Source organism: Haladaptatus sp. HS23 (assembly GCF_056892285.1).
In genome coordinates this window covers 182,839-207,652 of record NZ_JBXGLH010000007.1, presented here as the reverse complement: position 1 = coordinate 207,652, position 24,814 = coordinate 182,839, and the positions used below count along the sequence as shown (strand labels likewise).

The 24,814-nt window shown below is 61.4% G+C and carries 29 protein-coding genes and 1 pseudogene; 18 read left to right on the top strand and 12 right to left on the bottom strand.

Features of this window, described 5'->3' with window-relative positions; genetic code table 11:
- Window positions 1-39: 39 nt before the first annotated feature.
- Window positions 40-867, bottom strand: a complete 828-nt coding sequence (locus tag AC1XDK_RS19170) for a phosphosulfolactate synthase (RefSeq protein WP_483351568.1) — start codon at window positions 865-867, stop codon at window positions 40-42.
- Between the two features lie 125 nt (window positions 868-992).
- Between AC1XDK_RS19170 and AC1XDK_RS19165 the strand changes: the two genes are divergently transcribed.
- Entirely contained in the window at window positions 993-1,475 is a 483-nt protein-coding gene (locus AC1XDK_RS19165) for a DUF8108 domain-containing protein (protein ID WP_483351567.1), read from the top strand.
- A gap of 23 nt (window positions 1,476-1,498) precedes the next feature.
- Here AC1XDK_RS19165 and AC1XDK_RS19160 read toward each other — a convergent pair whose 3' ends face one another.
- The 3 genes from AC1XDK_RS19160 to AC1XDK_RS19150 all read right to left on the bottom strand — a co-directional run bounded on the left by AC1XDK_RS19160 (window position 1,499) and on the right by AC1XDK_RS19150 (window position 4,149).
- On the bottom strand, window positions 1,499-1,783 hold the full coding sequence (locus AC1XDK_RS19160) for a hypothetical protein (protein ID WP_483351566.1): 285 nt from the start codon (window positions 1,781-1,783) through the stop codon (window positions 1,499-1,501).
- A 323-nt stretch (window positions 1,784-2,106) separates the two neighbouring features.
- A complete protein-coding gene (locus AC1XDK_RS19155; RefSeq protein ID WP_483351565.1) occupies window positions 2,107-2,436 on the bottom strand; it encodes a hypothetical protein in 330 nt (109 codons plus the stop codon).
- Between the two features lie 369 nt (window positions 2,437-2,805).
- Window positions 2,806-4,149: an MmgE/PrpD family protein gene (locus AC1XDK_RS19150; RefSeq protein ID WP_483351564.1), complete on the bottom strand. Its 1,344-nt coding sequence runs from the start codon at window positions 4,147-4,149 to the stop codon at window positions 2,806-2,808.
- Between the two features lie 116 nt (window positions 4,150-4,265).
- Here AC1XDK_RS19150 and AC1XDK_RS19145 point away from each other — a divergent pair, with 116 nt between their 5' ends.
- From AC1XDK_RS19145 to AC1XDK_RS19135, 3 genes are all read left to right on the top strand, one after another.
- Window positions 4,266-4,721 carry a cupin domain-containing protein gene (locus AC1XDK_RS19145; RefSeq protein WP_483351650.1) on the top strand — a complete coding sequence of 152 codons (456 nt, stop codon included), beginning with the start codon at window positions 4,266-4,268 and terminating at the stop codon, window positions 4,719-4,721.
- A 131-nt stretch (window positions 4,722-4,852) separates the two neighbouring features.
- Window positions 4,853-5,056 (top strand): hypothetical protein, encoded by a 204-nt coding sequence (locus tag AC1XDK_RS19140; protein ID WP_483351563.1) that lies wholly within the window; start codon window positions 4,853-4,855, stop codon window positions 5,054-5,056.
- Window positions 5,057-5,618: 562 nt separating this feature from the next.
- The gene (locus AC1XDK_RS19135) at window positions 5,619-5,840 is read left to right on the top strand and encodes a hypothetical protein (RefSeq protein WP_483351562.1); all 222 of its coding nucleotides are present in this window, start codon (window positions 5,619-5,621) and stop codon (window positions 5,838-5,840) included.
- Window positions 5,841-5,935: 95 nt separating this feature from the next.
- Here AC1XDK_RS19135 and AC1XDK_RS19130 read toward each other — a convergent pair whose 3' ends face one another.
- Window positions 5,936-6,805, bottom strand: a complete 870-nt coding sequence (locus AC1XDK_RS19130) for an SDR family oxidoreductase (protein ID WP_483351561.1) — start codon at window positions 6,803-6,805, stop codon at window positions 5,936-5,938.
- A gap of 139 nt (window positions 6,806-6,944) precedes the next feature.
- Here AC1XDK_RS19130 and AC1XDK_RS19125 point away from each other — a divergent pair.
- A pseudogene (locus AC1XDK_RS19125) lies at window positions 6,945-7,085 on the top strand (3-oxoacyl-[acyl-carrier-protein] synthase III C-terminal domain-containing protein); the annotation flags it as partial.
- A gap of 43 nt (window positions 7,086-7,128) precedes the next feature.
- Here the strand turns inward: AC1XDK_RS19125 and AC1XDK_RS19120 are convergent.
- A complete protein-coding gene (locus tag AC1XDK_RS19120; RefSeq protein WP_483351560.1) occupies window positions 7,129-7,284 on the bottom strand; it encodes a hypothetical protein in 156 nt (51 codons plus the stop codon).
- Between the two features lie 98 nt (window positions 7,285-7,382).
- On the opposite strand from AC1XDK_RS19120, the gene AC1XDK_RS19115 reads away from it, so the two are divergent.
- The gene (locus tag AC1XDK_RS19115; protein WP_483351559.1) at window positions 7,383-8,258 is read left to right on the top strand and encodes a hypothetical protein; all 876 of its coding nucleotides are present in this window, start codon (window positions 7,383-7,385) and stop codon (window positions 8,256-8,258) included.
- Between the two features lie 189 nt (window positions 8,259-8,447).
- The gene (locus tag AC1XDK_RS19110; RefSeq protein ID WP_483351558.1) at window positions 8,448-9,989 is read left to right on the top strand and encodes a stage II sporulation protein M; all 1,542 of its coding nucleotides are present in this window, start codon (window positions 8,448-8,450) and stop codon (window positions 9,987-9,989) included.
- Between the two features lie 6 nt (window positions 9,990-9,995).
- On the opposite strand, the gene AC1XDK_RS19105 is transcribed toward AC1XDK_RS19110, so the two are convergent.
- Window positions 9,996-11,675, bottom strand: coding sequence for a potassium channel family protein (locus AC1XDK_RS19105; RefSeq protein WP_483351557.1), 1,680 nt, complete (start codon window positions 11,673-11,675; stop codon window positions 9,996-9,998).
- A 165-nt stretch (window positions 11,676-11,840) separates the two neighbouring features.
- Between AC1XDK_RS19105 and AC1XDK_RS19100 the strand changes: the two genes are divergently transcribed.
- Complete coding sequence (locus AC1XDK_RS19100) at window positions 11,841-12,626, top strand: HAD-IIA family hydrolase (RefSeq protein WP_483351556.1); 786 nt, start codon at window positions 11,841-11,843, stop codon at window positions 12,624-12,626.
- A gap of 79 nt (window positions 12,627-12,705) precedes the next feature.
- Window positions 12,706-13,746 carry an enolase-like domain-containing protein gene (locus tag AC1XDK_RS19095; RefSeq protein WP_483351555.1) on the top strand — a complete coding sequence of 347 codons (1,041 nt, stop codon included), beginning with the start codon at window positions 12,706-12,708 and terminating at the stop codon, window positions 13,744-13,746.
- A gap of 23 nt (window positions 13,747-13,769) precedes the next feature.
- Here AC1XDK_RS19095 and AC1XDK_RS19090 read toward each other — a convergent pair whose 3' ends face one another.
- Window positions 13,770-15,992, bottom strand: coding sequence for a PAS domain S-box protein (locus AC1XDK_RS19090; RefSeq protein ID WP_483351554.1), 2,223 nt, complete (start codon window positions 15,990-15,992; stop codon window positions 13,770-13,772).
- Window positions 15,993-16,164: 172 nt separating this feature from the next.
- Here AC1XDK_RS19090 and AC1XDK_RS19085 point away from each other — a divergent pair, with 172 nt between their 5' ends.
- Both AC1XDK_RS19085 and AC1XDK_RS19080 read left to right on the top strand, forming a co-directional pair.
- Window positions 16,165-17,139, top strand: coding sequence for an aldo/keto reductase (locus AC1XDK_RS19085; RefSeq protein WP_483351553.1), 975 nt, complete (start codon window positions 16,165-16,167; stop codon window positions 17,137-17,139).
- A 145-nt stretch (window positions 17,140-17,284) separates the two neighbouring features.
- Window positions 17,285-18,016 carry a DUF4396 domain-containing protein gene (locus AC1XDK_RS19080; protein WP_483351552.1) on the top strand — a complete coding sequence of 244 codons (732 nt, stop codon included), beginning with the start codon at window positions 17,285-17,287 and terminating at the stop codon, window positions 18,014-18,016.
- Window positions 18,017-18,019: 3 nt separating this feature from the next.
- Here AC1XDK_RS19080 and AC1XDK_RS19075 read toward each other — a convergent pair whose 3' ends face one another.
- Window positions 18,020-18,367 (bottom strand): SHOCT domain-containing protein, encoded by a 348-nt coding sequence (locus tag AC1XDK_RS19075; RefSeq protein WP_483351551.1) that lies wholly within the window; start codon window positions 18,365-18,367, stop codon window positions 18,020-18,022.
- A gap of 103 nt (window positions 18,368-18,470) precedes the next feature.
- Here AC1XDK_RS19075 and AC1XDK_RS19070 point away from each other — a divergent pair, with 103 nt between their 5' ends.
- A complete protein-coding gene (locus AC1XDK_RS19070; RefSeq protein WP_483351550.1) occupies window positions 18,471-19,154 on the top strand; it encodes a haloacid dehalogenase type II in 684 nt (227 codons plus the stop codon).
- A 436-nt stretch (window positions 19,155-19,590) separates the two neighbouring features.
- Here AC1XDK_RS19070 and AC1XDK_RS19065 read toward each other — a convergent pair whose 3' ends face one another.
- Window positions 19,591-20,271, bottom strand: a complete 681-nt coding sequence (locus AC1XDK_RS19065; protein WP_483351549.1) for an MBL fold metallo-hydrolase — start codon at window positions 20,269-20,271, stop codon at window positions 19,591-19,593.
- 107 nt (window positions 20,272-20,378) lie between these two features.
- Between AC1XDK_RS19065 and AC1XDK_RS19060 the strand changes: the two genes are divergently transcribed.
- The 3 genes from AC1XDK_RS19060 (at window position 20,379) to AC1XDK_RS19050 (ending at window position 21,774) form a co-directional block, all read left to right on the top strand.
- On the top strand, window positions 20,379-20,819 hold the full coding sequence (locus tag AC1XDK_RS19060; RefSeq protein WP_483351548.1) for a hypothetical protein: 441 nt from the start codon (window positions 20,379-20,381) through the stop codon (window positions 20,817-20,819).
- A 57-nt stretch (window positions 20,820-20,876) separates the two neighbouring features.
- Window positions 20,877-21,353 (top strand): Lrp/AsnC family transcriptional regulator, encoded by a 477-nt coding sequence (locus AC1XDK_RS19055; protein WP_483351547.1) that lies wholly within the window; start codon window positions 20,877-20,879, stop codon window positions 21,351-21,353.
- A 190-nt stretch (window positions 21,354-21,543) separates the two neighbouring features.
- Window positions 21,544-21,774, top strand: coding sequence for a hypothetical protein (locus tag AC1XDK_RS19050; protein ID WP_483351546.1), 231 nt, complete (start codon window positions 21,544-21,546; stop codon window positions 21,772-21,774).
- A gap of 159 nt (window positions 21,775-21,933) precedes the next feature.
- Here AC1XDK_RS19050 and AC1XDK_RS19045 read toward each other — a convergent pair whose 3' ends face one another.
- Window positions 21,934-22,353 carry a DUF7988 family protein gene (locus AC1XDK_RS19045; protein ID WP_483351545.1) on the bottom strand — a complete coding sequence of 140 codons (420 nt, stop codon included), beginning with the start codon at window positions 22,351-22,353 and terminating at the stop codon, window positions 21,934-21,936.
- A gap of 97 nt (window positions 22,354-22,450) precedes the next feature.
- On the opposite strand from AC1XDK_RS19045, the gene AC1XDK_RS19040 reads away from it, so the two are divergent.
- Window positions 22,451-23,182 (top strand): sporulation protein, encoded by a 732-nt coding sequence (locus AC1XDK_RS19040; protein ID WP_483351544.1) that lies wholly within the window; start codon window positions 22,451-22,453, stop codon window positions 23,180-23,182.
- A gap of 73 nt (window positions 23,183-23,255) precedes the next feature.
- Window positions 23,256-23,594 (top strand): thioredoxin family protein, encoded by a 339-nt coding sequence (locus tag AC1XDK_RS19035; RefSeq protein ID WP_483351543.1) that lies wholly within the window; start codon window positions 23,256-23,258, stop codon window positions 23,592-23,594.
- 26 nt (window positions 23,595-23,620) lie between these two features.
- On the opposite strand, the gene AC1XDK_RS19030 is transcribed toward AC1XDK_RS19035, so the two are convergent.
- A complete protein-coding gene (locus AC1XDK_RS19030) occupies window positions 23,621-24,187 on the bottom strand; it encodes a DUF7978 family protein (RefSeq protein WP_483351542.1) in 567 nt (188 codons plus the stop codon).
- 265 nt (window positions 24,188-24,452) lie between these two features.
- Between AC1XDK_RS19030 and AC1XDK_RS19025 the strand changes: the two genes are divergently transcribed.
- Window positions 24,453-24,701, top strand: a complete 249-nt coding sequence (locus AC1XDK_RS19025) for a Sec-independent protein translocase subunit TatA/TatB (protein WP_483351541.1) — start codon at window positions 24,453-24,455, stop codon at window positions 24,699-24,701.
- Window positions 24,702-24,814: the final 113 nt, after the last annotated feature.

The following is a 24,814-nucleotide window of genomic DNA, read 5'->3' as shown; positions in this document are numbered from 1 at the left end:
ATATCGACTGGCGGACTGATGGGGTACCTGACGGGCGGTCTACCCTCCCTCGTTGTACGACACCACGCGGCCCCACGAACTCTTCTTGCCCCACAGACCCGAACGCATGCACTCCAACTCCACGATTTGGGAGTTGTCCACGAACAGGTTCACATCGGGTCCGAAGTTCTTGATGTACCACTCGAACACCTGCGGGTCGGCGGCCTCGAACACGCAGTTCTCGATGCCGACTTCGTTCGCGATTTCGAAGGCCACGTCGGTCCGCCAATCGCGGACGCGCTCCGTGATGCCCTCGGATTCGACCATGATTTTGTACGCCCCGGCGTCGAGGTGACGCTCCGCTTCCCGAATCGCGCTCGCGGGGTCGATGGCCGCCTCGCTCTCCAACTCCTCGACGGAGGAGGCCCCGCCAGCGCCGAACTGGACGTTGATTTCCGGCTTGGCCTTCAGGCCGTGGTCCTGAACGAGTCGGGTCAGTTCCACGAGGTCGTCGGTGTCGATGGCGATGAACCCCGACGAGATTTCGACGATGTCGAAGCCGAGATTCCCGGCCTCCTCGATGTACTGTTCTACCTTGTCGTTGTCGCGGACGAGGACGTTCTCGATGAAGCCACCCGTCGAAACCTGAACGTCGTGGTCGTGGCAGATGTCGATGAGTTCCTCCACCGCGTCCTCTGGCATCAGGGCGAACGACCCGCCCGAAAACTTGTAGATGTCCACGTACTCGCCCATCGTGTCGAGGATGTCCTGTAGTTCGCGCGGTCCCATCGGGTCGTAGTACGGCCCGCGCATCTCGGTAATCCCTTTGTCGCGCGGTTTCGATTCGCGTTCGTTGACGTGCAGAAAGTCGAATGCTCTGTCGGTCATGAAACCCCCGGACAGGGTACGACGAACAGATACAAAAGGAGTTGGGCGACGTAGTGGATGACAGTTTACCAATAGAAGATGCGTTCGCCAAACGTTGAAGGAGAACAGTTGGAAAACGAATATAGATGGGCTCGCCACCATCCCTCGCATCGGAACTGCGGTCGATGAGCTTCGACGACATCTTCTTGCTCACGACGATGGCCGTCCTCGCCGTCTCGTTCATCGGCCCGGAAACGTACTTCGGAATCGACGACGGGACGGTTGCGTGGGGATTAACCCTGCTGGGAATGGCGTGGGCGTTCTCCCGCGGACGGGTCGCCTACTCGCCCACGGCATTCGGGACGAAACACCGCACGGACACGCGTCCCATCGAAACAGACGAGGGGGTTTGCTGTGACTGCTGTCGGAAACCGGCCGAAAACGGACAACGACGACGATACGCGAAACAGCAAGTGGCGTTCGGCGTCCCGCTCAGGACGCTCGACTGGGGTGAGAACGCGTACTGCAGGGGCTGTCTGTCGCCCGAATCGGATACCGAATTCGAACCAAGCGCGAACTCGGGAAAAGACCGCAATCGCACGATAGAACTCGAACACGAAAGCCACTGAATGGGTCGTTCAACCCCGGCTCGCTACAGCGGAACCCACGGTGGCTCGCCGACGTGGTCTATCTGTTCGCCTTCCGGGAATCGAACGTAGTCGTTTCCGTGACAGCCAGCGCCATAGCGTTGAAGATGCCACGAAACGCCGTGTGTTTCAGTGGCATCGGTAGGACACGCGGCGGTCCGGGTGTCCCCAACTCGTGTGTCGGTTGCGCTCGCTGTCCCGCCCGCAAAGACACCGAACACGCTGAACGAGAGGACGAGGAGAACGCCCACGGCCGTTCGAGAATTCGGCGACGAAGGTCGGACACTCATGACTGGTCGGAAACGGTGACGCGCCCCTCGTTCTTTGTTATTCGGCCGCCCGTCGTGGGATAACGACGGTTATGCGGCACGTTCGATGGACGTTCGGAGACGAGTCGCGTCCCCCTGAAACAGGTCAATAACGGCGATTGAACGGGATAGTCTCGGTATCGAAACGAGTTTCAGTTTCGGATCTGGTTCCAGTTCGTTCGGCGTTCCGACGGTGACCGAATCCACGTCGAACGTGGCGTCGTCACTCGTCGTTTGGTACAGAAAAAATCGAATCTGAATGGTTCAAGGGATAACCCTCTAAGCGCGAAGGCCGACGTGCGTCGTCAGTCTTCTTGCTCTTGCTCGTTGTCGTTCTCGGCGTTCGACCAAGCAGCCTGTGCGTTGTTGTTTTCCTGCTCGCTGTACTGGACGGCGTACGCGTCACCGGATTCGGCTTCGCCACCGTTCCAGGCTGCCGAGGCCGAAACCGCGTAATTGTCGTCCTGGTGGTTGGCGTTGCCCTGAGCGACGTACTGGTCCTGGTGCACTCCAGACCACGCGTGCTGTTCGCTGTACTGTACGTTGGTGTCGCCATTCATTTTCTTGTGATGTCGATCTGTTGCGGCTGCGTTTCCGGCGAAGCCCATCACGAAGAGACTGGCGACCAGACTCATTGCGATGAGAACTCTGAATCCTTTTTTCATTGTATCTACCATGGACGACACCGACACGTCGTCGTGTGTTCATCGTCCACTTTCTCGTGTCGCCACAACTGTATTTCAATGGAGGGGACTGTTCTATCGACCCCATCGTCCGTTACTCGGTGAGTATCCACGACGACGAGGTATAATCACGATAAACCGCTCGAAGCGCCCGAATTCAGGCCTTTCGGTCCAAATATGCTGAGCGGGCTTACCGCATAAAGCACGGCCGACCAACCGGAACATGTCGCTGATATATCGGTATGATTGGACTGTCATCCCAGTTATATGCTATCCATTGTCACCATACCCCCCGAGTAGTGGGAGACTGATACATCGCCGTCAGTCGAGTAATCGAACGATGTCGGTAACGTCGCGGTTTTCGAGTCCGCATACCACCTCGATGATGTCCCCCTGTCGCTCCTCGTCGTATCGTCGGTCGGTCATCCGCTCGAACTTCGATTCGACCTGCTCCCACGACATGGAGTTGTTCGGATGACCCGCGAAATCGTCCTTCTCGACGTGGTACGTCGTGCCGTCGTCCATCACCACGTCGATGGTGGCGGGCATCTCGCCCGTCTCGAAACGCTCCGTGAGCTCCTCGTCCTCCTCCACTTCGACGGTTCGGAGGAGTTGCTGCACGTCGTCCTGCCGGATTCGCTCCGGGTCGTACTGTGCGTTCGTCATCTCGCGGTCGATGAGCGAGACGGCGAGCATGTACGGAAGGGAGTGGTCTGCCTGTGCCTTCGTCTCCACCTCGTAGCGCGACCCCTCGCCGCCGCCGATGATGAGTTTCGCGCCCGCGAACGTGTCGAGGTGAATCGAGTCCACGCGGCCGGGGTCGATGTCCTCGCGCTCCGCCAACTCGATGATTCCCTCGACGGCCGACTGGGCGTACGTCTCGGCGACGTACCGTTTCGTCATCACGTCGTGAACGCGCTCTCCGGGCGACAGATCGACGTCGAACTCGCCGGAGACTATCTGTTTCCACCCCTTTTGTCCCTCGAAGAGGTTCTTCGGTCCCTCGACGCCGTTTTTCGCCAGCATCGCCGAGTAGACGGCGTTTCGGGCGGCGTTCGCGGACGCGAGTCCCTTCCACTCCGAAATCCCCTCGGTTCGGGTCACACGGAGGGCGTTGTGCGCGGTTCCCGCGATGCCGATGGCCGAACGCGTCTCCTCGCGGTCCAAACCGAGGAGTTTCGACGCGCCCGCCGTCGCCGAGATGACGGTGTGGGTGACGTGGTCCCACCCCCTGTTCCGAACCGGCGCGTTCCACGCCAGTTCCGCCTGCACCTCGTAGGCGATGGCGATGGCCGTGAGGAAATCCTTCCCCGTACTGTCTTCGTACTCCCCGCAGACGATTGTGGCGGCGATATTGTCGCTCGGATGCGGCGTTTCGCCGGGCGCGAGAAACGAGTCCATGTAGTCGAGGTAGCGGACGTAGGCCGTGTTCAGCATCGTCGCATCCGGCGGGGAGGCGCTGCCGCCACCCCACAGGGTGCAGTCCCCCTTGCCCATCTCCTCGACTGTCTCCCGTACCGCCTCCGCGGGTTCTTCACCCATGGCACCGACGGCGATTCCGACCGAATCGAGTACCCGCTTTTCGAGTTCGTCCACCGTGTCCTCCGAGAGGTCGTCGTAGGTCGTTTCCGCGACGAACTCCGCGAGTTCTGCTGTGGTCGTCATGTGTCATGTGGGCAACGGGCACGGGTAAAAGTACAGCGGCGACGCGGGTCGGTGGTTCGGCGACACTTTCGACGCGCGGGAAAGCGCTTATCTACACCATCACGAACGCACACGGGATGAAGAAAGTCGCAATCGAGAAATCCGACAAGGGCGCTCGCGTATTTCAACCGCTGGCAGGGGACCTCGAGACGGACGGCCTCGCTATCAACTACTTCGAACGTGCTCCCGGCAAACACATCGGCAATTGCTATCACCGCCACCTCGAACAGGAGGAGGTGTTTTACGTCCTCTCGGGGACGGCGACGTTCGAAACCGAGGAGGGGGATGTCGAAGTCGGCACGGGGGAACTGATACGGTTCGCACCGGGCGAATGGCAACAGGGGAGGAACGGCGGGAACGACCGACTCGCCGTCCTCGCGCTCGGTGCGCCGCGGGACGACGAACCGATGGACCTCCGCCGAACGTGCCCGTCGTGTGAGGAGCGGACGCCGGCAGTCCCCGAAGAGAGGGACGGCGAAGTCGTGTTCCACTGTGAGGTTTGTGGCGGAGAAACCGGTCGGTACGCTTGGTGACCCTATTCGTGCGGCAACGACAGAACCGTCGTCCCGCCCGGTCGGACGGGAGATTCGATAGCTACGAAAGAAAATCTGTGAGCGACCAATATTTCCAACACAAATATATCAGTGGAAAATTAATTTTGGTCATGGATATGATCAACCTCGAAAATCCGTGGGTCTACTCGACCATAATAGTCGTGATGTGGGCGGTAATATGGGGCGTACTCGGTGAATTCGTCTTCGGTGAGGGTCCAGTCGTTCCGGCGATTACGGGTGCTTTCGGTGGACTGGCGTTCGCACTCGTCTTTCAGTATCTGCGGCGAAACGAGGAGAACACAACCGGTCCATGAACGCCGGAGTCTCCGCCTTTTTCCTTACCCTCGTCAGAGGAAAATCAGCTAGCAACGAGCGATAAGGAAACTATCTTAAATCGTTTTACGTCTGTTCCTCGGTAACAGAGCGAACGATAATGATAGACCTCACGATGGACACGGAGCAGTACGACTGCCCGTTCATCGACACCTCCGACGACTACTGCCTTTGTAGCGGTGACTTCCGGCCACGTCACCGACGAAAAGTACGTACATCGGGAAGGTAGCCGAATCGAACACATCGGGCAAAAATCGGTATCAGAGCATACTCCGTTCCTCGTTGGAATCGACAGTTATCGAAGGAAAGTAACGAAGGGATGACCGAGTCAGATAGCATCTGATTTCGTGAACCAACAACGGCGGTAAGTAACGACGACGCCTCCGTCCAGAGGGAAGGGCACGAAGCATGGCGCAAACTGACGACGACGGTTTGCGCTATCTCGGCCCCATCCGAACCTGCCTCGTCATGCTCAGAAGTTCGACCGTGACACGGACACGGAAGACGACCTCGAGCTGGCAAAACGATCGGAGGAATACAGATATGGCAACAGAAGAAACCGAACAGAGAACGACTTCCGAAGAACGGGAAGACAACCGGTCGTTGTTCGTCAAATTCGCCGAGGAGTACGCCGAAGAAGAGCTGGCGATAATCCTGATCGCCGCCGGCGTCGTCATGATGGTCGTTCCGCCGTTTCAACCGATTGGAATCGCGTCGATATTCCTCGGCCTCGCGGTGTGGTTCTCGGACTGGCTATGGGGCTAAGCGGGACGAACACCGAAGAACCGTCGCTGGAGAATCGCCCGATAAATCGTCGCGGTATCGGTTTTTTGTGAGTTGCGCGTCGTCGATGGGAGCGTTCAGTCGTAGGTCAGCGTCATGCCGCCGTCGAACAGCAGGTCGCCGCCGTTCAGATGTTTCGCGTGTTTGGAGAAGCCGAAGACGAACAGGTTCGCCACGTCCTGTGGCGTCATCATCTCCTTCGTGCGCGCCTGTCCGAGCATCACGTCTTCGACGACTTCGTCGACCGAAATACCGCGCTGTTCGGCGGTGTCAGGTATCTGGTTCGTCACGAGCGGCGTCTTCACGTAACCGGTGCTGACCGAGAAGGCGCGAACGTCGCCATCACCCTCCGCCGCGATCGACTGCGTGAGGCCGCGAAGGCCGAACTTCGAGACGTTATAGGCGACCTTATCCGAGGTCGTGTAGTGGCCGTGAACGGACGCCATGTTCCCGATGCAACCCGTTCCGTCGTCGCTCTCCCGCATGTGGGGGAGGCAGGCTTTCGCCAGCAGGAACGGTGCGCGAACCATCACGTCGTGGAGCAGATCGAACTGCTCGGCCGGGAACTCGTCGACGGGGTCGATGTGCTGGAGTCCGGCGACGTTGACGAGGAATTTCACCGTGCCTGCGTCTGCCGCGTGCGAGACGATTCGGTCGATTTCCTCCTCGTCCGTGAGGTCTGCCGCGACCGTTTCGATGTCCTCGGCGAGTCCCAACTCCTCGGCGCGGTCGGTCGTCTCGGCTAATCCGCCCTCGTCCACGTCCGTCCCGACCACCGTGAGGTCGTTCGCGGCGAGCGCGAACGTCGTCGCTCGCCCGATTCCCGAGGCCGCACCCGTGACGATAGCCACGTTTTCGGGTCGGAAGTGGTCGTCTTCGACGAGCAGTACCTCTTCTAGGTCGAACGTCGGCGGCGTCACCGCGTCGTCTGCCGCATCGTCTGCCATACATCGAAACGCGGGCGGTAGCGAGGAAAAATCCCCGGTTGATATGTGAACCGCTCGGTTTCGGATTAGTTCACATATCGACCCAGCAGTACTTGCCGCTCGTAACACCCGGATGGGTGGTATGACGAACCGGGATGGCACGGCGAACTACTACCTAGACGAATTCGGTCACGTCCAGAGCGTGGACCGACTCCTCGCGCTGGACGCCGGCATCGAGAACAGACTAGTCGAATCGGGCGACGTCGTCCGCTTCCTCGCCGCCGGAACCGGGTACACGTGAGCGGCGACGGTGTTGGACTGGCACGGCGAGTAGCCGACCCGGCTTACTCCTTCGGGTAGCGCACGTAGGGACCCGGAAGCAGGGCACGGAGCGAATAGGACCGACGCGGGGGTTTCTCGTCGTCCTGTTGTTCGGTCGCGTCCGGCCGTCCCGCTTCGCGGCGTGCCGTTCGTTTCCAATCGATTCTAAAGGTGCTCATATCACCAATAAAATACCTCAGATGACTTTATTATGCGGTCGATAACCGCGAGACAGGACGGGAGTGAATTGAAATACCGAGGTGACTAATCCGATACCATGTCCGTATGGTCGGCCGGTTCACGCCGACGTCTCGTCGCGTTCGTGGTCGCGTTTCTCGTGCTCCTCGTGGTCGTCGGCCAGCGCGTCCGGTCGGTATTCCACCGAACACGAGACGTTCCGTTGAGTCCGCTCGTCGCCCGAACGCAGGTAGGTTCGGACTACCTGCAACGATACGACGTTACGACCGGCGTGAACTTGCCGGGTGAGATGGACGACATGGAGGAGTTCGCCCGCCCCGACTTCGACCCCGACGACGTGCATCCCGAAGTCCGCCGGTTCTACGAACACACCGCCGACTACGACATCGCGTATCGGGTGCGCTGGCATCGCGGCTTTCGAGTCGGTGCGGCGCTCGCCGCCCGACTCACGAGCCGAATCGAACAACTCAATCTGCCCGGCCCGGGGCAGTCGTCCGGCGGAACCCTCACGAGCGAACTCGTCGCCATCGACCCGGAGGACGACCCGCGGGACGGGGCGCGGGCGTGGATTCGAACGGACGATTCCGGGACCGCCGTCTTCGTCGCCATCTACGCCAGTCACGTCAGGGACGCGATTCGCTACGTCAACATCGCCGTCCCGCTGCCGTGGTCGAATTTGAGCACCGTCCTGCACGTTCGGACGCTCGACACGTCGGATAGAAACGAACGTGCGAACGGGCAGAGGAACGAAAACGGAAACGCGGGCATCGAACTGACGACCGAAACGGAAACGGGCGACGAGGGGTTGTATCTTCGCACGCCGTTCGGCGCGGTTTCCCTTCCGATGAACCAGCGCTTCCGGGTGTCTCCCGACGGCGACGGCATTCAGGCGGAACACGAGATGTGGGTGTTCGGTCAGCAGTTCCTGACCATCGAGTACGACACGAACCGCTAGCCTACGTCCAGTCCGTTAGCGTTCGTACTATCGCTACTATCGGAACGGTCGGTCGTATCACCGCCGTCGTTACAATCGGTTCCATCAGTACGTTCACTACCAGTACCACGCTCACAACCGCCGCGACACCCTTCCCCCACCCCAATCACCACCGCCACACATATCTAATTCGAGTGAGAGGTTCCCCGTATGAAGTTCAGCGACGCTAGCTCGTCGGTACGAGCAGTCCTCCTCGGCCGCCCAGCGTCGGTCCTCCCGCTGTTCCTCGCCGGTGCGAGCATCAACCTGATGGCACAGACGTTCCCGATAGTGGGAATCGCGCTGGCATTTCTGCTCCTCGCCGGGACCGGACGACTCGACGCCGTGTTCGCCGCGCTTCGACGGACGGATTTGAACGGAGTCGAGACGAACCCCGCCGCCGTGGAGCGACTGCGGGACGCGATTATGGGCGCATTTACGCCCGAAGTTATCGTCCTCCTCGTCGCGTCCTTCCTGTGCAGTCTCGTCGTCGTGTTCGTCGCTCGTGCCCTCGTCGGCGCGTCCCAAGTACACGCCGTGACGGCGGCCCTGCGGAACGCAAGCACGGGTGCGGACGACGGACACGACGTGGCCACCGTTCCCCTCCCGACGACGCTTCGGACCGAACGAGCGGTTGCGGCCGGAGTCGATGGAACGAGAACGGATGGCGTCACGTTCGTCCTGCTTTCGTTAGCCCGGATAGTCGCGGTGCTCCTCGTCTTCGTCGCGTTCGGCGTCGTGGAGGCCGCGGTGTTGAGCGCCGGCACCATCGTCAGCATTCTCGGTACGTTGGTGGTCGCTGTCGCGCTCTTCGTTGCCTGCCTCCTCGTCTATCTGCTGTTCCTGTTCGTCCCGCAGGCAATCGTCGTCGACGGCGTCGACGTTCGCGGCGGACTGCGGCGAAGCGGCGGGTTCGTCCGACGTCACAAGGCCCGCGTCGCGGGCTACATCGTCGTCGTGGTCGCGTCGTTCGGCGTGTTCGGTGCCGTGGCCGCCGGATTGAGTTTCCTCGGAATCAGTCGGATCGCCGCCATCCTTCTCTTCTTCGGGGTGTTACCCGCGCTTTCCGTGCTCAAGACGGCGCTGTATCTCGACTCGGAAGCAACGGTACCCCACGGTCGGGGGTCGGTCCGCAGCGCGTTCGGCCGGGGCATCAACGAACTGCGGGCGTTCATCGCACGCAAGCCCCTGCTCGTTCTCGCCGCTCTCTCGCTCTTCGCGGTCGGTGGTCTCGGTGGGTGGGCGGCCGTGCGACCGTTCACGCTCGAAAGCGTTCGCCCCGACCTGACGACCAACGTGTTCGGGGCGTTCCCGCTGGACGTGTTCGTCAAACTGGCCGCGAACAACTGGTTCGTCGCCATCTCGGCGGCGTTTGCCGGTCTCGGGTTCGGCGTCCCGACGCTCGTCGCGCTCCTGTTCAACGGCGCGGTGGTCGGTGCCGTCATCGGCCTCCTCCCGGACCCGACGTTCGCCCTCGCGCTCATCCTTCCCCACGGAATCATCGAAATCCCCGGCCTGTCCGTCGCGGGTGCGCTCGGCCTCCACCTCGGCGGCGTGGCGTGGTCCTACGTTCGCGGTCGGTCGTCGGCCGACGGGTTCGCGACCGAACTCGTCCGCGCGTATTACGTCCTCCTCGGATTGCTCCCCGTCTTCATCGTCGCGGCGTTCATCGAGGCGTTCGTGACGTGGTGGGTCGCCTCGGCGGTCGTCTGAGGAGTCTCACTGTGCGATTTCCGCGAACTCGTTCGTGTCGTCGTCGGTTCCCGCGATGATGAGTTGGTCGTCGCGGCGAATCACGAAATCAGGACCCAAGTCGGTGATGACCTCGCCGTCCCGTTCGATTGCGATGACGGTACACCCCGTCCGAGTTCTGACCGCGGCGTCCCGCAAACTCTGACCCCTCAACCGCGGTGCGGTCGTCCTGAGGATTTCTATCTGCTTGTCGGGGGAGATTATCTCCTCGCCTTCGAGGATGGTCGAGGCGAGCATCCGCCCGCTGACGGTTTCGAGCGCGAGGACGTAGTCCGCACCCGCGCTGTACAGCTTTCCGATGTTGTCCGTCTCGTTCGCTCGGGCGACGATTTCGACCCCCGGCGCGAGTTCGCGCGCGATGAGCGTGGCGAAAATCGTCGTCGTGTCGTCCGCGAGCGCGAGGATGAGCGCGTTGGCGTACTTCACCCCGGCCTCCTGCAGGACGTTCTCGTCGGTGACGTCGCCGAGCACGTCCACGCCGTCCTTGTCGGCTTTATCCACCACCGTCGTTCGCATGGACTTCGATTCCATGGCCTCCTCCACCGTCGAACCGACTTCGCCGTATCCTGCGACGATGACCGACCCGCGAATCGGCCCCCGGCCCTCCGAGAGGGTCATCTCCTTGAGCCGTTCGAGTTGGGTTTCCCGACCGGCGACGAGGAGGATCGTGTTTCCGTCCAGTTCAGTCTCCGGGGAGGGCGAACTCTGGAACTCCCCGCGCCGCCACAGGCCGATGATACTCGCGCCGGTTTGCTCCCGTATGCCGCTTTCGTCCAGCCTCGTGCCGTCGATTTCCGACCCGGCCTGAATGGAGAGTTCGACGATTTCGAAGTCCTTGCCGATGGTCACGGTTTCGCCGAGGTCGGCGGTCACGGACGCCGTGACCTTCTCCGCGAGGCTGTGACCGAGGAGGTGGCGCGGCGATATCACTTGGTCCGCACCGGCGTACTGGAGATAGTTGGTCAAATCGGGGTTCTCCACGAGGGTAATGACGCGAACCGAGTCGGACACCTCGCGGACCGCGAGCGCGATACTGGCGTTCTGCTCGTCCGTCGCGTCCGCGACGACGGCATCCGCGTCCTCGACGTGGACGCTCCGGAGCGTATCCGCCGATTCGGGATCGCCGTGGACGACGGTGATGTTCCGCTCGTACAAATCGAGCGCCTCCTCTCGGTCCCGGACGACGACGACGTACTCGCGGTCCCACGAGCGAAACTCGTCGATGAGCGTCTCGGCGCGCGGCGAGTAGCCGCAGATGACGATGTGGTCTTCCACGTCGTCGAGGGCCGTCGGTGGACTGACTCGAAGCGCCTCCTGAACCCACGGCGCGACGAACACGGGGAGGGCCATGAAGATGAGAACGACTCCGGATATCTGCATCGTCACCATCAGCAGGCGCATCTGTGGGGTCGTCCAATTGCCCGCATCGACGCCGTAGCCGGTCGTCGTGAACGTCTCGATGACGACGGAAAACGCCTGTAGAACGGTCCGTGGTGCATCCTCGAACATCGCCATCCCCCACATGTACGCGACGGTGTACAGCACGAGTACCCCCGCAAACGAGGCGAGATAGAGAAACGCCCGACGTCGCTGCCGTGAGACTGACGGAAAGACGGTGAACGGAACGCGCCCGGGTCGGTCGGCCATTATCGTAAGACTGTAAGTCGGATGACTTCATTCTGCCGTCCTCGGATGGAATCCGTCGCGGGAGTCACACGAAGTTCCGGACGGCGGAGTTGCGCTGAACCGCCACGTCCGTCGGCCATCACTCCACCGGACGACTCAACACCTCGGGGTTCGTCTACCCCGGCAATGGCGACTTATCGCGGCGCGGTTGTGGACGTGGATGGAACGCTCGTTCGCGGCGACGACGGCCTGCCCGGTGCGGCGGACGCCGTGAGGGCGCTGCGAGAATCGGGAATCACGCCCCTCTTCTTCTCGAACAATCCGACCCGACCGCCGGAACACTACGTCGACAGACTCGCGGCTAACGGCATCGCCATCGACGCCGAGGAAGTACTCACCTCGGCGCTCGTCACGGCCGAGTTCCTCGAAGCCGAACACGCCGGGCAAGACGTCTTCGTCGTCGGAGAGGCGTATCTCGGCGAGTTGCTCGAAGCGCGCGGGTTCGCGGTTCGCGACGACCCAGACGCCGCCGACGTCGTCGTCGCGTCCATCGACCGCGAGTTCGATTACGAGGCGCTCACCGAGGCGTTCTGGGCGCTCGAAGACGGAGCATGGTTCGTCGGAACGGACCCCGACGTGACGATACCCGCCCGCGAACGACTGGTTCCGGGGTCGGGTGCCATCCTCAAGGCTATCGCGGGCGTGGCGGGGCGGGACCCGGACCACGTCCTCGGAAAGCCGTCGAAGGACGCGGGGCAGGCCGCACTGTCCCACCTCGGCGTGTCGCCCGAGGAGTGTCTCGTCGTGGGCGACAGACTCGACACGGACATCGCACTCGGGGAGCGAATCGGGGCGACGACGGTGCTGGTGCGTTCGGGCGTGACGACGGCGGCGGCCCTCGCCGAATCGGACGTAACGCCGGACTACGTACTCGACTCGGTTAGGGATATAGGCGAAGTGCTCGCGGACTGAACTGACGGCATGGAAACCGCACTCGTGGATTACGACCCCGACCCGGAAGTTATCCCCATTCCGCTCGTTTTATCGTACGATGACACTCTACGAGTCAGTCGCAGATTTACCGCTCGAAATAGACTCCTGTTCGTTCGAACCGCACGAACGCGAGACGTCGAGTGACTTCACGCGCGTCACGACCGAAATCGCGCTCGCTGGCGGCGACGAAGTCGGCAAGGGCGAGGACGTAACGTACGACGCCGAGGACCAGTACGGATTGGAGGAGTTGGAGTTCGGTCTGACCGGTTCCTTCACCCTCGACGAGTTCTCGACGGAGCTATCGAAAGTCGACCTGTTCCCAGTCGGACCGTCTCGGGAGGACTTCCGACACTACCGTCAGTGGGCCTTCGAGAGCGCGGCGCTCGACCTCGCACTTCGGCAGGCGGATACGGACCTCGCATCCCTCCTCGACCGTACGCCCGGACAGGTGCGGTTCGTCGTGAGTACGCGGTTGGGAGACCCGCCGAGCGCCGAGCGGGTACGCGAGTGGCTCGATATCGACCCCGAAACGGGGTTCAAACTCGACGCCACGCCGGAGTGGGACGACGAACTCGTCTCGGAACTGGCCGCGACGGAGCGGGTCCGCATCGTGGACATGAAAGCGGAGTACGGCGAGGCTGAGGTCGGTCAATCTCCGAACGCGGCGCTGTACGAGCGCGTAGCGGACACGTTACCGGACGCCGTCATCGAGGACCCCGCGTACACCGACGAAACGGCGGCCGTGCTCGATTCCGTAAGCGAGCGCGTGTCGTGGGACGCACCGATTACGGGCGTCGAAAGCATCGAATCGCGCCCGTTCGAACCCCGATGGTTGAACATCAAGCCGTCGCGCTTCGGGAGCGTGGAGTCGCTGTTCGACGCGCTCGACTACTGTACCGAACGGGGGGTTCGCCTGTACGGCGGCGGACAGTTTGAACTCGGCGTCGGCCGCGGGCAGATTCAACTGTTGGCGTCGTTGTTCTACCCCGACGGGCCGAACGACGTGGCTCCCCGGGGATACAACGACCCGGAACCGAGCGCCGGGTTACAATCGAGTCCGCTGCCAGCGCCGACCGTGGAAGGGTTCCGGTGGGTGTAGGTCGATAAACGGGAGTTGCGGGACTACTGCGTCTCGCAAATCCGAAACCGAGCCCCGCCGCCCGGTCCGTCGCGCACGGCGATAGACCACCCGTGGGCGTTGGCGATGGTCTTGACTATCGACAGCCCCAATCCCGACCCGCTCTTTGTCGTCGTGTGCCCGTGCTCGAACACGGCCTCGCGGTCTTCGAGCGGAATTCCGGGACCGTCGTCCTCGACGAAAAAGCCGTCCGCGAGTTCGCCGACGCGAACGGTCGTCTCGTCCCCGGCGTGTTCGACGGCGTTCCGAAACAGGTTTTCGAACAGTTCTTGCAGACGACCGGGGTCGGCATCGAGAGAGCCGAGTTTGTCCACCACGAGTACGCTTTCGCAGGTATCGACGTTGGACCACGCCTGTCGTACTATTCTCGGGAGTTCGACCGACTCCGTTTCGTTGACGACCTGGCCCTGTCGTGCTAACGTCAAGAGGTCGGCGATCAGGGTTTCTATGCGGTCGAGGGCGTTTTCGGATTTCTCGAAGTGGACGTCCTCCCCGCGCTCTCTGGCGAGTTCGAGGTGCCCCTGTGCGACGTTCAACGGGTTGCGCAGGTCGTGAGAGATGACGCTGGCGAACTCCTCCAACCGCTCGTTCTGCCGCTTGAGCTCCTGCTTTTGCTGTTTTCGCTCCGTCACGTCGCGGGCGGAACTGAGGAACGCCCGTTCGCCGTCGTACGTGATGACTCGGACGCTGAACTCGACGTGCTGGATGTCGCCTCCTTTGGTCTCGACACGCGCTTCGTAGTGAGGGAAGTGTTCGCCCCGACTCCGAACGCTTGCGATGCGCTGTACCTCCTCGCGGTCGTCCGGGTGTATCAAGTCCCAAACCTCCATCCCCATGAGTTCGTCCCGCGTGTACCCGGACAGCTCGCACACGTGCTGATTTATGAACTCGAACATATCGTTGCGATAGATGTAAATCGCGTCGTGGCTCTGTTCGACCAGCGTGCGATACTTTTCCTCGCTCTCGCGGAGCGCGGTCTGAGAGCTGATTCGCCGAAGCGCCTCTACGGTATGTGAAAGCAGCAGTTCGGCCAGTTCGGCGTCGTCTCGGTCGAACGAAGCGACGTCGCGGGAACCCGCCTGAAAGACGCCAACGTCGCCGATAGGGACGCTGAGGAGGGACCGATATTCTGCCTGTGCCGGAACCGCATCCGACACCGTTCGCACGTCGTCGAGAACGTAGGTTTCGTGGTTCCGGTGCGTCTTCCCGGCGATTCCTTCATCGGTGCGGAGTTTGGTGTATCCATCGTCCGTCATGCCGGTCGAAATCGCGGCCGGGACGAAGTGGTCGTCCTTGACGAGGTCAACGCCGCAGATATCGAATTGGAGAATACTTTCCGCTGCCTCGACGGTCAACTCACAGATGTCGGTCGTCGTCTGGCACGTCTCCATCTCGGATGCGACCTCGTGCAGTTCCTCGATTCGTCGTTTCTCATCGCGGAGTTCCTTCTTGACGTGTTCGTGTTCCTCGATACTGCGGAAGACGCCCACGGTCCCGCGAAACACGTCGTCGTGAACGAGCAACCCGATACGGGCCTCACACGGAATGGTCCGCCCGTCCGCCGTATGGAGTATCGCCTGTAACTGGCCAACGTCGTCGCTGCCATCGAGGAGGTCCTTGATGAGGCGTGTCCCACGTCTCACGTCCTCCGCGGCCAGCAGGACCGAAACGTGTCGGCCGAGAAGTTCGTCACGTTCGTACCCGGAGATGTCGACGAGCGTATCGTTGACGGCGGTCATGTATCCGTTGGTATCCAGCATGTACACCCCATCACCCATCGCTTGCACGATAGACCGATAATGGTTGAATCGTCGGTCCGTTCCGTTCGTATCGGACGGATGTATCAACTGTTCTGCTCTCTCTGCAAGCGTCTCCGCGTCCATCTCTTCGGCACGGAGATAATCGCTCACACCGGCGGAGATAGCTTCGCTGGCGATTCGTTCGCTTCCGGATTCGGTGTAGAGGAGGAACGGAAGATCGGCCCGCGTCTCTCTGACCGCGTGTAGTAACTCGATACCGTCTGATTCTGGAAGCGTGTACGCGCTGAGAACACAGTCGATACGACACTCGTCCAGCATATCGAGTGCCTCATCGGCGGTTTGTGCTTCCAAGACGGAGAAATTCTCGGCGGCGTCAGCGAGATGGACCGAGGAAACACCCGCGTCCGAGAGAGGGTTAACGGATAGTACGCGGATGTCATCGATCATTGTTTCAACTAGCCTGTCAACTATCGTATTCGTTGTCTAATAATTAGTATTATCGAAATCAATGGCGTCGTCCGTCCCGAATTGTTAAATTTCCGACAGGAAAGTCGAGCGTCTATGCGAACGAATCACCGTTGCCCGTAGCTTTTTGCTCGGCGGAAACGAGCGAGCGTACATGGAGTATACGACGCTCGGTGACACCGGAATGGAGGTCAGCCGAATCTGTCTCGGCTGCATGAGCTTCGGGTCGAGTGACTGGCGCGAGTGGGTTCTCGACGAGGAGGAAAGTATGCCCATTATCGACCGTGCCATCGAACTCGGTATCAACTTCTTCGACACGGCGAACATGTACTCGAGGGGCGAAAGCGAGCGAATCCTCGGGAAGGCACTGGAGGGCCGACGCGACGAGATGGTGGTCGCCACGAAAGGCTACTTCCAGATGAACGAGGACGACCCCAACTCCGGAGGGCTGTCGCGGAAGGCCATCGAACAGGAACTCGACAACTCCCGTGAGCGACTCGGGATGGACACCATCGACCTCTACCAGATTCACCGCTGGGACCCCGACACGCCCATCGAAACCACCATGCGGGCACTCGACGATGCGGTTCGGCGTGAGAAGGTGCGCTACCTCGGCGCGAGTTCGATGTGGGCACACCAACTCGCCGAGGCGCTGTACACCAGCGAGCGAATCGGACTGGACCGGTTCGTCACGATGCAGAACCACTACAACCTCACGTATCGGGAGGAAGAGCGCGAAATGCTGCCGCTCTGTGAGAAGGAAGGGATGGGCGTCATCCCGTGGAGTCCGCTGGCCCGTGGCTTCCTCACCCGCCCGCACGAGGCGTTCGAGGACACCACCCGCGGCAAGACGGACGACTACGCACACGAACACCCGTACGCCGAAGGCGGCGGCGACGAAATCAACGAGCGCGTGCAGGAACTCGCCGCCGAGAAGGGCGTCACGATGGCCCAAATCGCGCTCTCGTGGCTCTTCCACAAGGACGCCGTGGACGCCCCCATCGTCGGGACGACCAGCATCGAGCACTTGGAGGAGGCCGTCGAAGCGCTCGACATCGACCTCTCATCCGGCGACATGGCGTATCTCGAAGAGCCCTACGAACCGGTTCGCGTGTCCGGCCACCAATAAAAAGGACGGCAGGAGCCACGAATCGGGTGTGGGGTTGGATTCCGGCGTTTCGACGGCCCGTTTTTCACCTTTATTAGCCAGAATCGTATAAAAGCGCCGTCACATACGTTTGAATCCGACCGCGGGAAAGAGAGGTGTCCATCGAATGCAACTCACACACGCCCTAAAGCAGGTGGAACACGCGTTCGAACCGGCGAGAAAGCTGTTGAAGCCCATACTGTCGAGTCCGACGATACTCGGTGCGTGGGGACTTCTTCTCCTCGTCTGTGTCGGCGTCCTCTGGTGGGACATCCGAAAGCGAAACGAAGCGCTTCCGTCGCTGATGAAGTTCGTCTGGACGCTCGTGGTGCTGTACTCCGGGCCGTTCGGTCTGGCCATCTATTGGTTCGCCGGACGAACCCAGATATCCCACGACTCGCTGTGGCGTCGCGGCTTCCGCTCCACCGCACACTGTTACTCCGGGTGTGGTGCGGGGGAAGTCGTCGGGTTGGTCGCCATCGCGGGCGCGCTTGCCATCGGAAGCACGCTCGTACAGGCGGTCGGCACGTTCGCGCTCGCATACGTGTTCGGCTACGCCCTGACGGTCGGTCCCCTGATGCAGGAGGGTGAAGGGTTCCGGTCCGCGTTCATGGACGCTTTCTACAGCGAGACGCCGTCGATAACCGTCATGGAAATCGCCGCCATCGGTACGGACCTCCTGCTCGCCGGGGGGGCGACGTTCGGCGAACCCCTCTTCTGGGGGTCGCTCGTCTTCTCGCTCTCGGTCGGGTTCCTGTTCGCGTATCCCGTAAACGCCGCGCTCGTCCGGTTCGGAGTCAAGGAGGGAATGATGAACCCGAAGAAGATGCGGGACGAAAGCGGCCACGCCGCCGACTAATCGTCATTCCTCACCGCGAAGTCGCTCCCGGCGTCGTTCGAACTCCTCTTCCGAGATGTCGCCGCGAGCGTACGCCATCCGCAGTTCGGAAAGCGCGGGGTCGGTTCCGAACTCGCCGTCACGAAGTATTCGGTAGACGAGAACGCCGAGGGCGACGAGGAGGCCGAACGGGAGAAACACTATCAACCATCCCCAGACGGACATCGCGCCGTATCCGCCGTACCGACCGCCCATCATCCACCCGCCCATCATCGGGAACGCGAACACCATCACTAACATCGGTACCAACAGCAGGACGAGAACCGCAACGACGAGTAGCCGAAGGAGCGAATCGCCTGTTGTCGTGGTCATGAGCGTTGTACGACGGGGAAGAGAATAATCGTACTGTCGCCCCCTCTCCCACCGCTCCCGCGCCCCAGCGGTTAACTCGCCGCCACCCAAATCGACTCGACACATGACCTTCGACCCCGACCGCGTTTCGGCGGTGACGTTCGACTCGTACAGCACGTTAGTGGACGTGGACGCCGCGGAGAAAGCGCTTGCCGAGCGCGTTTCCGACCCGGAACCGGTCTCGAAACTCTGGCGCGCTCGGTCGCTCGAATACACCTTCGTCGCGAACCACGTGGACGCCTACCAGCCGTTTTACGAGATGAATCGTGACGCGCTCGAATACGCCCTATCAGTACACGACGCCGATGTCTCGGCCGAGGAGCGCGACGAAATCCTCGCCGTCTACCACGAACTCGACGTGTTCGACGACGTTCGGGACGGCGTCCAGCGATTGCGAGACGGCGGGTACGACTGCTACGTCGTCTCCAACGGCAACCCCGAGATGCTCGAATCGATGGTCGAGCACGCGGACATCGGCGACCTGATTTCGGATACCATCAGCGCCGACGAGGTGGCGACGTTCAAACCCGACGCGGAACTGTACCGCCACGCCGCGGACCGAATCGGAGACCCAATCGAGGAACTCGCCCACGTCACCGCGGGGTGGTTCGACGTGATGGGGGCACGTCACGCCGGGATGCAGGGCGTGTGGCTGAATCGGAAGGACATGCCGTGGGAACCGTTCGACGGTGACCCCGACCTGACCGCCGATTCGCTGTACGACGTCGCCGATGAACTCGGCGTTTAAGCGGTCGTGTGAGCGAGAGTCCCTTCGGAACGATGGAGTGGGAATCCCCCTTCCGAGAAGTGGTGAGGTCGGTCAGAGAAGTGGAGGAGTCGAGTGAAGTTGCCCAACGACGACGATGGTGATTGCAGTCGCTAGGGACCACCCACCCCACCGCCTGCTCCCCTCGCGGACGCTTTGCGTCCGCTCGGTCCGCCCGGCGTACCACCCCGGTAGTGAAGCGGACGAGTGTGAGAGACCGAAAATCCGTATGCCGATATCGGACGATTGCTCTCCCGACCGAAGCGAAGCGGGAGACGAGACAGAGTGAGGGACGCGGGGTCCCGAGCAAAGCCGAGAATCGGGGCGGACGGACCTTAGCGGTCGGAGTTGCGGCTGAGAGGAACCGATAGTTTCGAACGGCAGAACGTACGCTGGAGGCGAGAAATGGAAAAATGCGTCACAATCGTCGAACCAACGACGCGAGCGCGTCCGACCCACCGCGGAGAATGGGCGTTCCGTGTCCCATACAGAGGAGGTCGAGGGGAGGAACGCTACCGGCGAACGACCGAATACTGCGCCGGATTTCGCGGGTGTCGTAGGAGTCCCACCATTCGGGGGGTGTCAGTGCTCCGTCGCGCTCCCAGACGAGGTCGCCGAGGAGGCCGAGACCGAACTCCTCGTGGACGTAGGCCGTGTGGCCCGGATTGTGGCCGGGCGTGTGGTAAGACGTGAACCCGCCGACTCGCGTACCGTTCGAGACGGGGCGCATGTCGAAGCGGGCGGGAATGGAAACGACCCGACGGGCGAGACGGTGGAATGCGCCCTTGTGATGGAAGAGCGGCGGGTCGTACGTCCCGGCGAGGAGGTCCGCATCCCGCTCGCCGACGAACACCGGAAGGTCGCGGACGGGGAGGTCACGGAGGCCGCCGATGTGGTCGATATCGTAGTGGGTGACCAGCACGCGGTCGATGTCGCTGGCGTCGTAGCCCGCATCGCGGAGTTCACGGCGCAACCCGAATCGCGGCAAGCCCGCATCCACGAGCGTCACCTCGCCGTCGTCCACGAGGAAGGCGTTCGCACCGACGACGGGGACCGCGAGTTCGAGCAGCCACACGCCGGGCGCGAGTTGCCGGACCATACCGGAACGACGATGCGGGAACACTTAACGTTCGAACCCCATCGAGCGTTCGAATCGGGCCGAGGGAAGCCGAAACGCCTTCCCGCGCGAAACGCCCAGTGTGGGGCATGCGATTCGAAGCGGTCGGTGCGGGGGTGCTGGTCGACCTGCTCGCGGTCGCCGTCGGTGCAACGATACCGCTCCCACGAGGCGTCCGTACGTCGGCAGCGGTTGCTCTCCTCTGCGTCGGTCTCGCAGGTGGGTACATCGCCGGATGGTTCGCGGGAGGAAACTGGCGCGACGGACTTCGCCACGGCCTGGTTTCGGGAGTAATCGGCGGTGCGATGCTCGCGGTCGTCCTCGGCTATACGATGGCGACACCGGGGAGCGAAGTGGGCGCGCTGTGGGGCATGAACTACCTGATAGCGACGGGTGGCATCCCGCTCTGGGTGGCCGCGTACGACGCGCAACTCGGTATCGCTCTCCCCCTCCTCGCGGGGGCAATCGTTGCAGTGGAAGGCGCAATCGCGGGCGGCGCGGCGGGAACCGTGAGCGTCGAACCGCCGTAGGAATCGGGCGGCGAAACCGACACAAGCCTCATCAATCAAAACGCTGTTGTCCCGTTCATGGGCCCGATTCGACTCGACGACGTTGACCGGGGGATACTTCACGCACTTCAACAGGACGCACGAAACAGCACGGCGGCCGGGATGGGGGAAACGGTCGGCATGTCGGCGAGCACCGTCAGAAACCGCATCCAGCGATTGGAGGAGGCCGGGGTGATCAAGGGGTACAACCCGGATATCGACTACGAGCGGGCCAACTATCAGTTGTACGTCATTATCGTCTGCCGCGCGCCCCCGTCCGAGCGGTCGGAACTCGCCAACCGGGTGATGGGAGTGGCCGGAGTCGTCACCGTCCGGGAACTGTTGACCGGAACCGAAAACCTGCACGTCGAAGCTGTCGCCGTCGACTCCGATACGGTCGATTCGATAACCGAACGGATACACGAACTCGGGATGGACATCGTGAGTACGGATATCGTGAAAACGGAACGCGTCCAACCGTTCGACCACTTTGGTGAGGAAGCTACCGAGGAGTAATCCGTAACAGCGGCCGCGAACCTCCGCGGACTCGTTCCGCCCCCTCGAACCGAACGTGATTTCGTCCGAGTCGGTCCGTAACTCGGATTGTGAAAACCGGCATGAAATCGGAGTTGTTCTGTTGAATCCGTACCAATTGAGGTGTGGTTTCCGCAATGACGTTTTCCAGTTCGGGGGCGTTACTAGAGATATGGTTGCGGATTCCAGAATTGACGAGCTGGCCGACCCGCTGCCCGACGAGCTATCGGTCGATACGGTACTGAGCCTGTTCGAGGAGCGACGGCGACGCCTCATCGTAAAACGCCTGAATCAGCACGATGTAGCGCTTCCCCAAACCGACGACGACGAGGTTATATCCGTCTACCTGAATCTCTACCACAACGATATCCCTCGGATGGTGGACCACGGTGTCGTGGAGTAAGAACGGGAGAACGACGTGGTTCGGCTATCAGGGGATTCGGAGCGACTGCTAGAACTACTCGCTCTCCTCGAAGGCGACGAGGAAGAGACATAAACCGACTCCTACAGTCAACTCGATGGGGGAAAGTCCATTCAGGTATCGACAGCCCACCGAAACGTTCTATTTGAGTTCGACGGAGATAGCGGACCGGTGGTCGTTCGTCGCCCGAACGTACCGAGTTTCACCTCCACGAATCACGTCGAAGAGGCAAAAGGAGATGACGAGACGACCCTCCGTGAGCGTAGCGCGGAGGACCGGCCCCCGACTGGTAACGACGACGTACGGCGGCGCAGGGACCGGCCGAGCCGGGAGCGAGAATCCGGCAGCCGCGACTGCCGCCGAGAGCAGGTCCGGGAATCGAGACAGCAACCCTGTTTCCCGAAGTTCCCGCGAGAGTGGTCCGACGACAGCGTTCCGAGACGTGGTCGAGTCGCCGCCCCATCTTTTCGCAACCCGGTCAGCACAGCGCAGCGTAGCGAGAATCGTTTCCCTCCCCTCGGAATGAAGATATTCCCGGACGGCGCGTTCCGGCATGGACATCGCTCGAAAGGGCGGTGTCGAGACACAAAGCCGTGTCGAACGGCACCGACCCACATCGAGAAAGCTTATATCGGAAATGGAGCAAGTGTCCGGTGGAATGAAACGAATCCTTTCCCGCGTTGGCATTGGTTCCGCCCGCGTCGATACAGTCCTCCCGAAAACGACGGTCACGGCCGGTGAGTCGGTCGACGCCGAGGTCCGCATCGAAGGTGGCTCCGCCGAACAGGAAGTCGATGCCATCTATTTCGCGCTACTGACCCGGTACGAAACCGACGACAACGTACGGACCGGCGTCATCGACAAGTTCCACGTTGCCGACCCGTTCACCGTCGGCCCGGACGAGGAGCGGACGTTCCACGTCACCATCGACGTCCCCCTCGATACGCCCATCACGGCCGGTCGGACGGACGTGTGGCTCGAAACCGGCCTCGACATCGACTGGTCGGTGGACCCCGACGACCGGGACCCGATTCAGGTCGAACCCGGCCCGAAACTCGGCGCGTTCATGGACGCGCTCGACTCGCTCGGATTCAGGCTCCGGAAGGCTCAGTGCGAGCAGGCACCGGGTTCGGTATTCTCGGGGAAGTTCGTCCAGGAGTTGGAGTTCGTCCCCCACGCCGGACCCTTCGCCGGAAAACTCGACGAACTCGAAGTCATCGCCACCGAAACCGAAACGGGTCTCGACGTGAAGTTGGAAATCGACCGCCGCGGCAGTCTCCTCTCCGAGATGGCCGACATCGACGAGCGGTGGTCACAGCTCTCGTTCGCAAGCGAAGGTGCGCGGGAGATGGAAACGAAACTCCGTTCGGAAATCGAACGCCACGCGTAAGCGACGACCGAGAACAGGGAGCACGGGATTCCGGAAACGAGCCCTCCAAGTGCGCGGCACACTTAGCTCGACCGTGAACGAGGACGACACGAAGCCGCTGCGGGTCGAAGACGGCGACGAACTCGACCGGGTAATCGACGACCACGACCTCCTTTTGGTCGATTGCTACACGAACGGCTGTGCACTCTGTCAGGCCATCGAACCCGTGGTCGGGAACGTCGCTCGCGTGACCGACGCCACGGTCGCGATGGTCAATCCCGGCAACGACCTCTCGTTGGTCGAGCAGTACGACGTTCGGAGCGTACCAACCCTTCTACTGTTCGAGGAGGGCGAACTCGTCGCTCGGATGGCGGACGGGTTTCAGGGGACGGAAGCGGTGGTCGAGTTCGTCGAAAAAGAGAGCAGTGCGTAACCGCGAGCGGTGAGAGTTCGAGGAAGTTATCGCCGCAGGAACGTGACCGCGAATGCCGCGACGGTCGCCAACACGACGGGATACGCCGCACCGATGACGACCGATTTGAGGAGGTCCGGTTGCGCCGTGATCGAGTCGACGTGAAGGGTGAGCATGAGCGCCACGAGGACGGCAATCACTGCGTAACCGACGGTGACGCTCGCGCCGGAGTAGACGACGGTTTCGACCGTCTCACCCAACTGATTGCGCGAGGAGAACACGGCACTCACCGCGAGTAGCGAAACGACCGGAATCAAAAAGTACACGAACGACGGAACTGCCGGGTTCGTGGCCTCGGTGATGTAGTTGTACGATTGGCTCCCGACGACTATCGGGATGAAGTGAGCGTTGTAGAAGGCGAACCCGAACCACTTGAGTTGGACATCGAGCGTTCCCTCGACGTTCGCGGGACCGACGACGAACAGCGCGGCGACGAGGAGGTAGCCGACGAGATACGAGAGGAGACCGAACGTGACCCCGCGAGTACAAAACGACGCGAGGGTGTTCGACTGTAAGTTCTGCGTACCCGTTTCCGACGAAGTAGGTGACTCCATATCCAGTTTCGCGCCGGAGAAGATATATAAATATTTTTATTTGTCCGTATAGGGATTGGATTGTTGATGGGAAATGGTCCGTACAGACCGTTTGAAAGAGCCATCTATTGCAGTTTCAGAGAAAACGAGAGACGGGGAGGCGAGAAATGAAACCATACAGATACATACTCATCAGCCGTCCACGACACGCCACGAACAGAGTCGTGGTAACAGTTAGCACGAGGCAAAAAGCCTATAAATAACCGTCCGGTATCGTTTAACACAGATGGTAGTCGAAATGATTCCGCTGTTCGGGCCGGTTCCCGGTGGGATGGAACTCGCGGTGATTTTGCTCATCGCGGTCCTCCTGTTCGGTGCAAACAAGATTCCGAAACTCGCGCGTTCCACGGGTGAAGCCATGGGCGAGTTCAAGAAAGGCCGCGAGGAAGTCGAGACGGAACTCGCCGAGATGCAGGAGTCCGGTAGCGAAACCGAGCAGAACCCGACGGTCGAAACCGAAGCGGAAGCACAGTAACGCGTTTTGGGGGGTTCGGGGAACTACCCGGCCCGAACCGGATTTTTTCTGCGCTCGATATCGAGCGACGGCAGTCGAATCTCTATCTCTGACCACAACGGAAAAGTCACTCA

Bases quoted from the DNA above. Each gene is read 5' to 3' on its own strand.
- AC1XDK_RS19115 (WP_483351559.1), top strand. From the start codon at position 7,383: ATGTCCGTATGGTCGGCCGGTTCACGCCGACGTCTCGTCGCGTTCGTG.
- AC1XDK_RS19060 (WP_483351548.1), top strand. From the start codon at position 20,379: ATGCGATTCGAAGCGGTCGGTGCGGGGGTGCTGGTCGACCTGCTCGCG.
- AC1XDK_RS19145 (WP_483351650.1), top strand. From the start codon at position 4,266: ATGAAGAAAGTCGCAATCGAGAAATCCGACAAGGGCGCTCGCGTATTT.
- AC1XDK_RS19025 (WP_483351541.1), top strand. From the start codon at position 24,453: ATGGTAGTCGAAATGATTCCGCTGTTCGGGCCGGTTCCCGGTGGGATG.
- AC1XDK_RS19095 (WP_483351555.1), top strand. From the start codon at position 12,706: ATGACACTCTACGAGTCAGTCGCAGATTTACCGCTCGAAATAGACTCC.
- AC1XDK_RS19065 (WP_483351549.1), bottom strand. From the start codon at position 20,271: ATGGTCCGGCAACTCGCGCCCGGCGTGTGGCTGCTCGAACTCGCGGTC.
- AC1XDK_RS19040 (WP_483351544.1), top strand. From the start codon at position 22,451: ATGAAACGAATCCTTTCCCGCGTTGGCATTGGTTCCGCCCGCGTCGAT.
- AC1XDK_RS19140 (WP_483351563.1), top strand. From the start codon at position 4,853: ATGGATATGATCAACCTCGAAAATCCGTGGGTCTACTCGACCATAATA.
- AC1XDK_RS19100 (WP_483351556.1), top strand. From the start codon at position 11,841: ATGGCGACTTATCGCGGCGCGGTTGTGGACGTGGATGGAACGCTCGTT.
- AC1XDK_RS19030 (WP_483351542.1), bottom strand. From the start codon at position 24,187: ATGGAGTCACCTACTTCGTCGGAAACGGGTACGCAGAACTTACAGTCG.
- AC1XDK_RS19170 (WP_483351568.1), bottom strand. From the start codon at position 867: ATGACCGACAGAGCATTCGACTTTCTGCACGTCAACGAACGCGAATCG.
- AC1XDK_RS19070 (WP_483351550.1), top strand. From the start codon at position 18,471: ATGACCTTCGACCCCGACCGCGTTTCGGCGGTGACGTTCGACTCGTAC.
- AC1XDK_RS19045 (WP_483351545.1), bottom strand. From the start codon at position 22,353: ATGTCCATGCCGGAACGCGCCGTCCGGGAATATCTTCATTCCGAGGGG.
- AC1XDK_RS19135 (WP_483351562.1), top strand. From the start codon at position 5,619: ATGGCAACAGAAGAAACCGAACAGAGAACGACTTCCGAAGAACGGGAA.
- AC1XDK_RS19160 (WP_483351566.1), bottom strand. From the start codon at position 1,783: ATGAGTGTCCGACCTTCGTCGCCGAATTCTCGAACGGCCGTGGGCGTT.
- AC1XDK_RS19150 (WP_483351564.1), bottom strand. From the start codon at position 4,149: ATGACGACCACAGCAGAACTCGCGGAGTTCGTCGCGGAAACGACCTAC.
- AC1XDK_RS19155 (WP_483351565.1), bottom strand. From the start codon at position 2,436: ATGAGTCTGGTCGCCAGTCTCTTCGTGATGGGCTTCGCCGGAAACGCA.
- AC1XDK_RS19105 (WP_483351557.1), bottom strand. From the start codon at position 11,675: ATGGCCGACCGACCCGGGCGCGTTCCGTTCACCGTCTTTCCGTCAGTC.
- AC1XDK_RS19075 (WP_483351551.1), bottom strand. From the start codon at position 18,367: ATGACCACGACAACAGGCGATTCGCTCCTTCGGCTACTCGTCGTTGCG.
- AC1XDK_RS19120 (WP_483351560.1), bottom strand. From the start codon at position 7,284: ATGAGCACCTTTAGAATCGATTGGAAACGAACGGCACGCCGCGAAGCG.
- AC1XDK_RS19055 (WP_483351547.1), top strand. From the start codon at position 20,877: ATGGGCCCGATTCGACTCGACGACGTTGACCGGGGGATACTTCACGCA.
- AC1XDK_RS19080 (WP_483351552.1), top strand. From the start codon at position 17,285: ATGCAACTCACACACGCCCTAAAGCAGGTGGAACACGCGTTCGAACCG.
- AC1XDK_RS19050 (WP_483351546.1), top strand. From the start codon at position 21,544: ATGGTTGCGGATTCCAGAATTGACGAGCTGGCCGACCCGCTGCCCGAC.
- AC1XDK_RS19110 (WP_483351558.1), top strand. From the start codon at position 8,448: ATGAAGTTCAGCGACGCTAGCTCGTCGGTACGAGCAGTCCTCCTCGGC.
- AC1XDK_RS19165 (WP_483351567.1), top strand. From the start codon at position 993: ATGGGCTCGCCACCATCCCTCGCATCGGAACTGCGGTCGATGAGCTTC.
- AC1XDK_RS19090 (WP_483351554.1), bottom strand. From the start codon at position 15,992: ATGATCGATGACATCCGCGTACTATCCGTTAACCCTCTCTCGGACGCG.
- AC1XDK_RS19085 (WP_483351553.1), top strand. From the start codon at position 16,165: ATGGAGTATACGACGCTCGGTGACACCGGAATGGAGGTCAGCCGAATC.
- AC1XDK_RS19130 (WP_483351561.1), bottom strand. From the start codon at position 6,805: ATGGCAGACGATGCGGCAGACGACGCGGTGACGCCGCCGACGTTCGAC.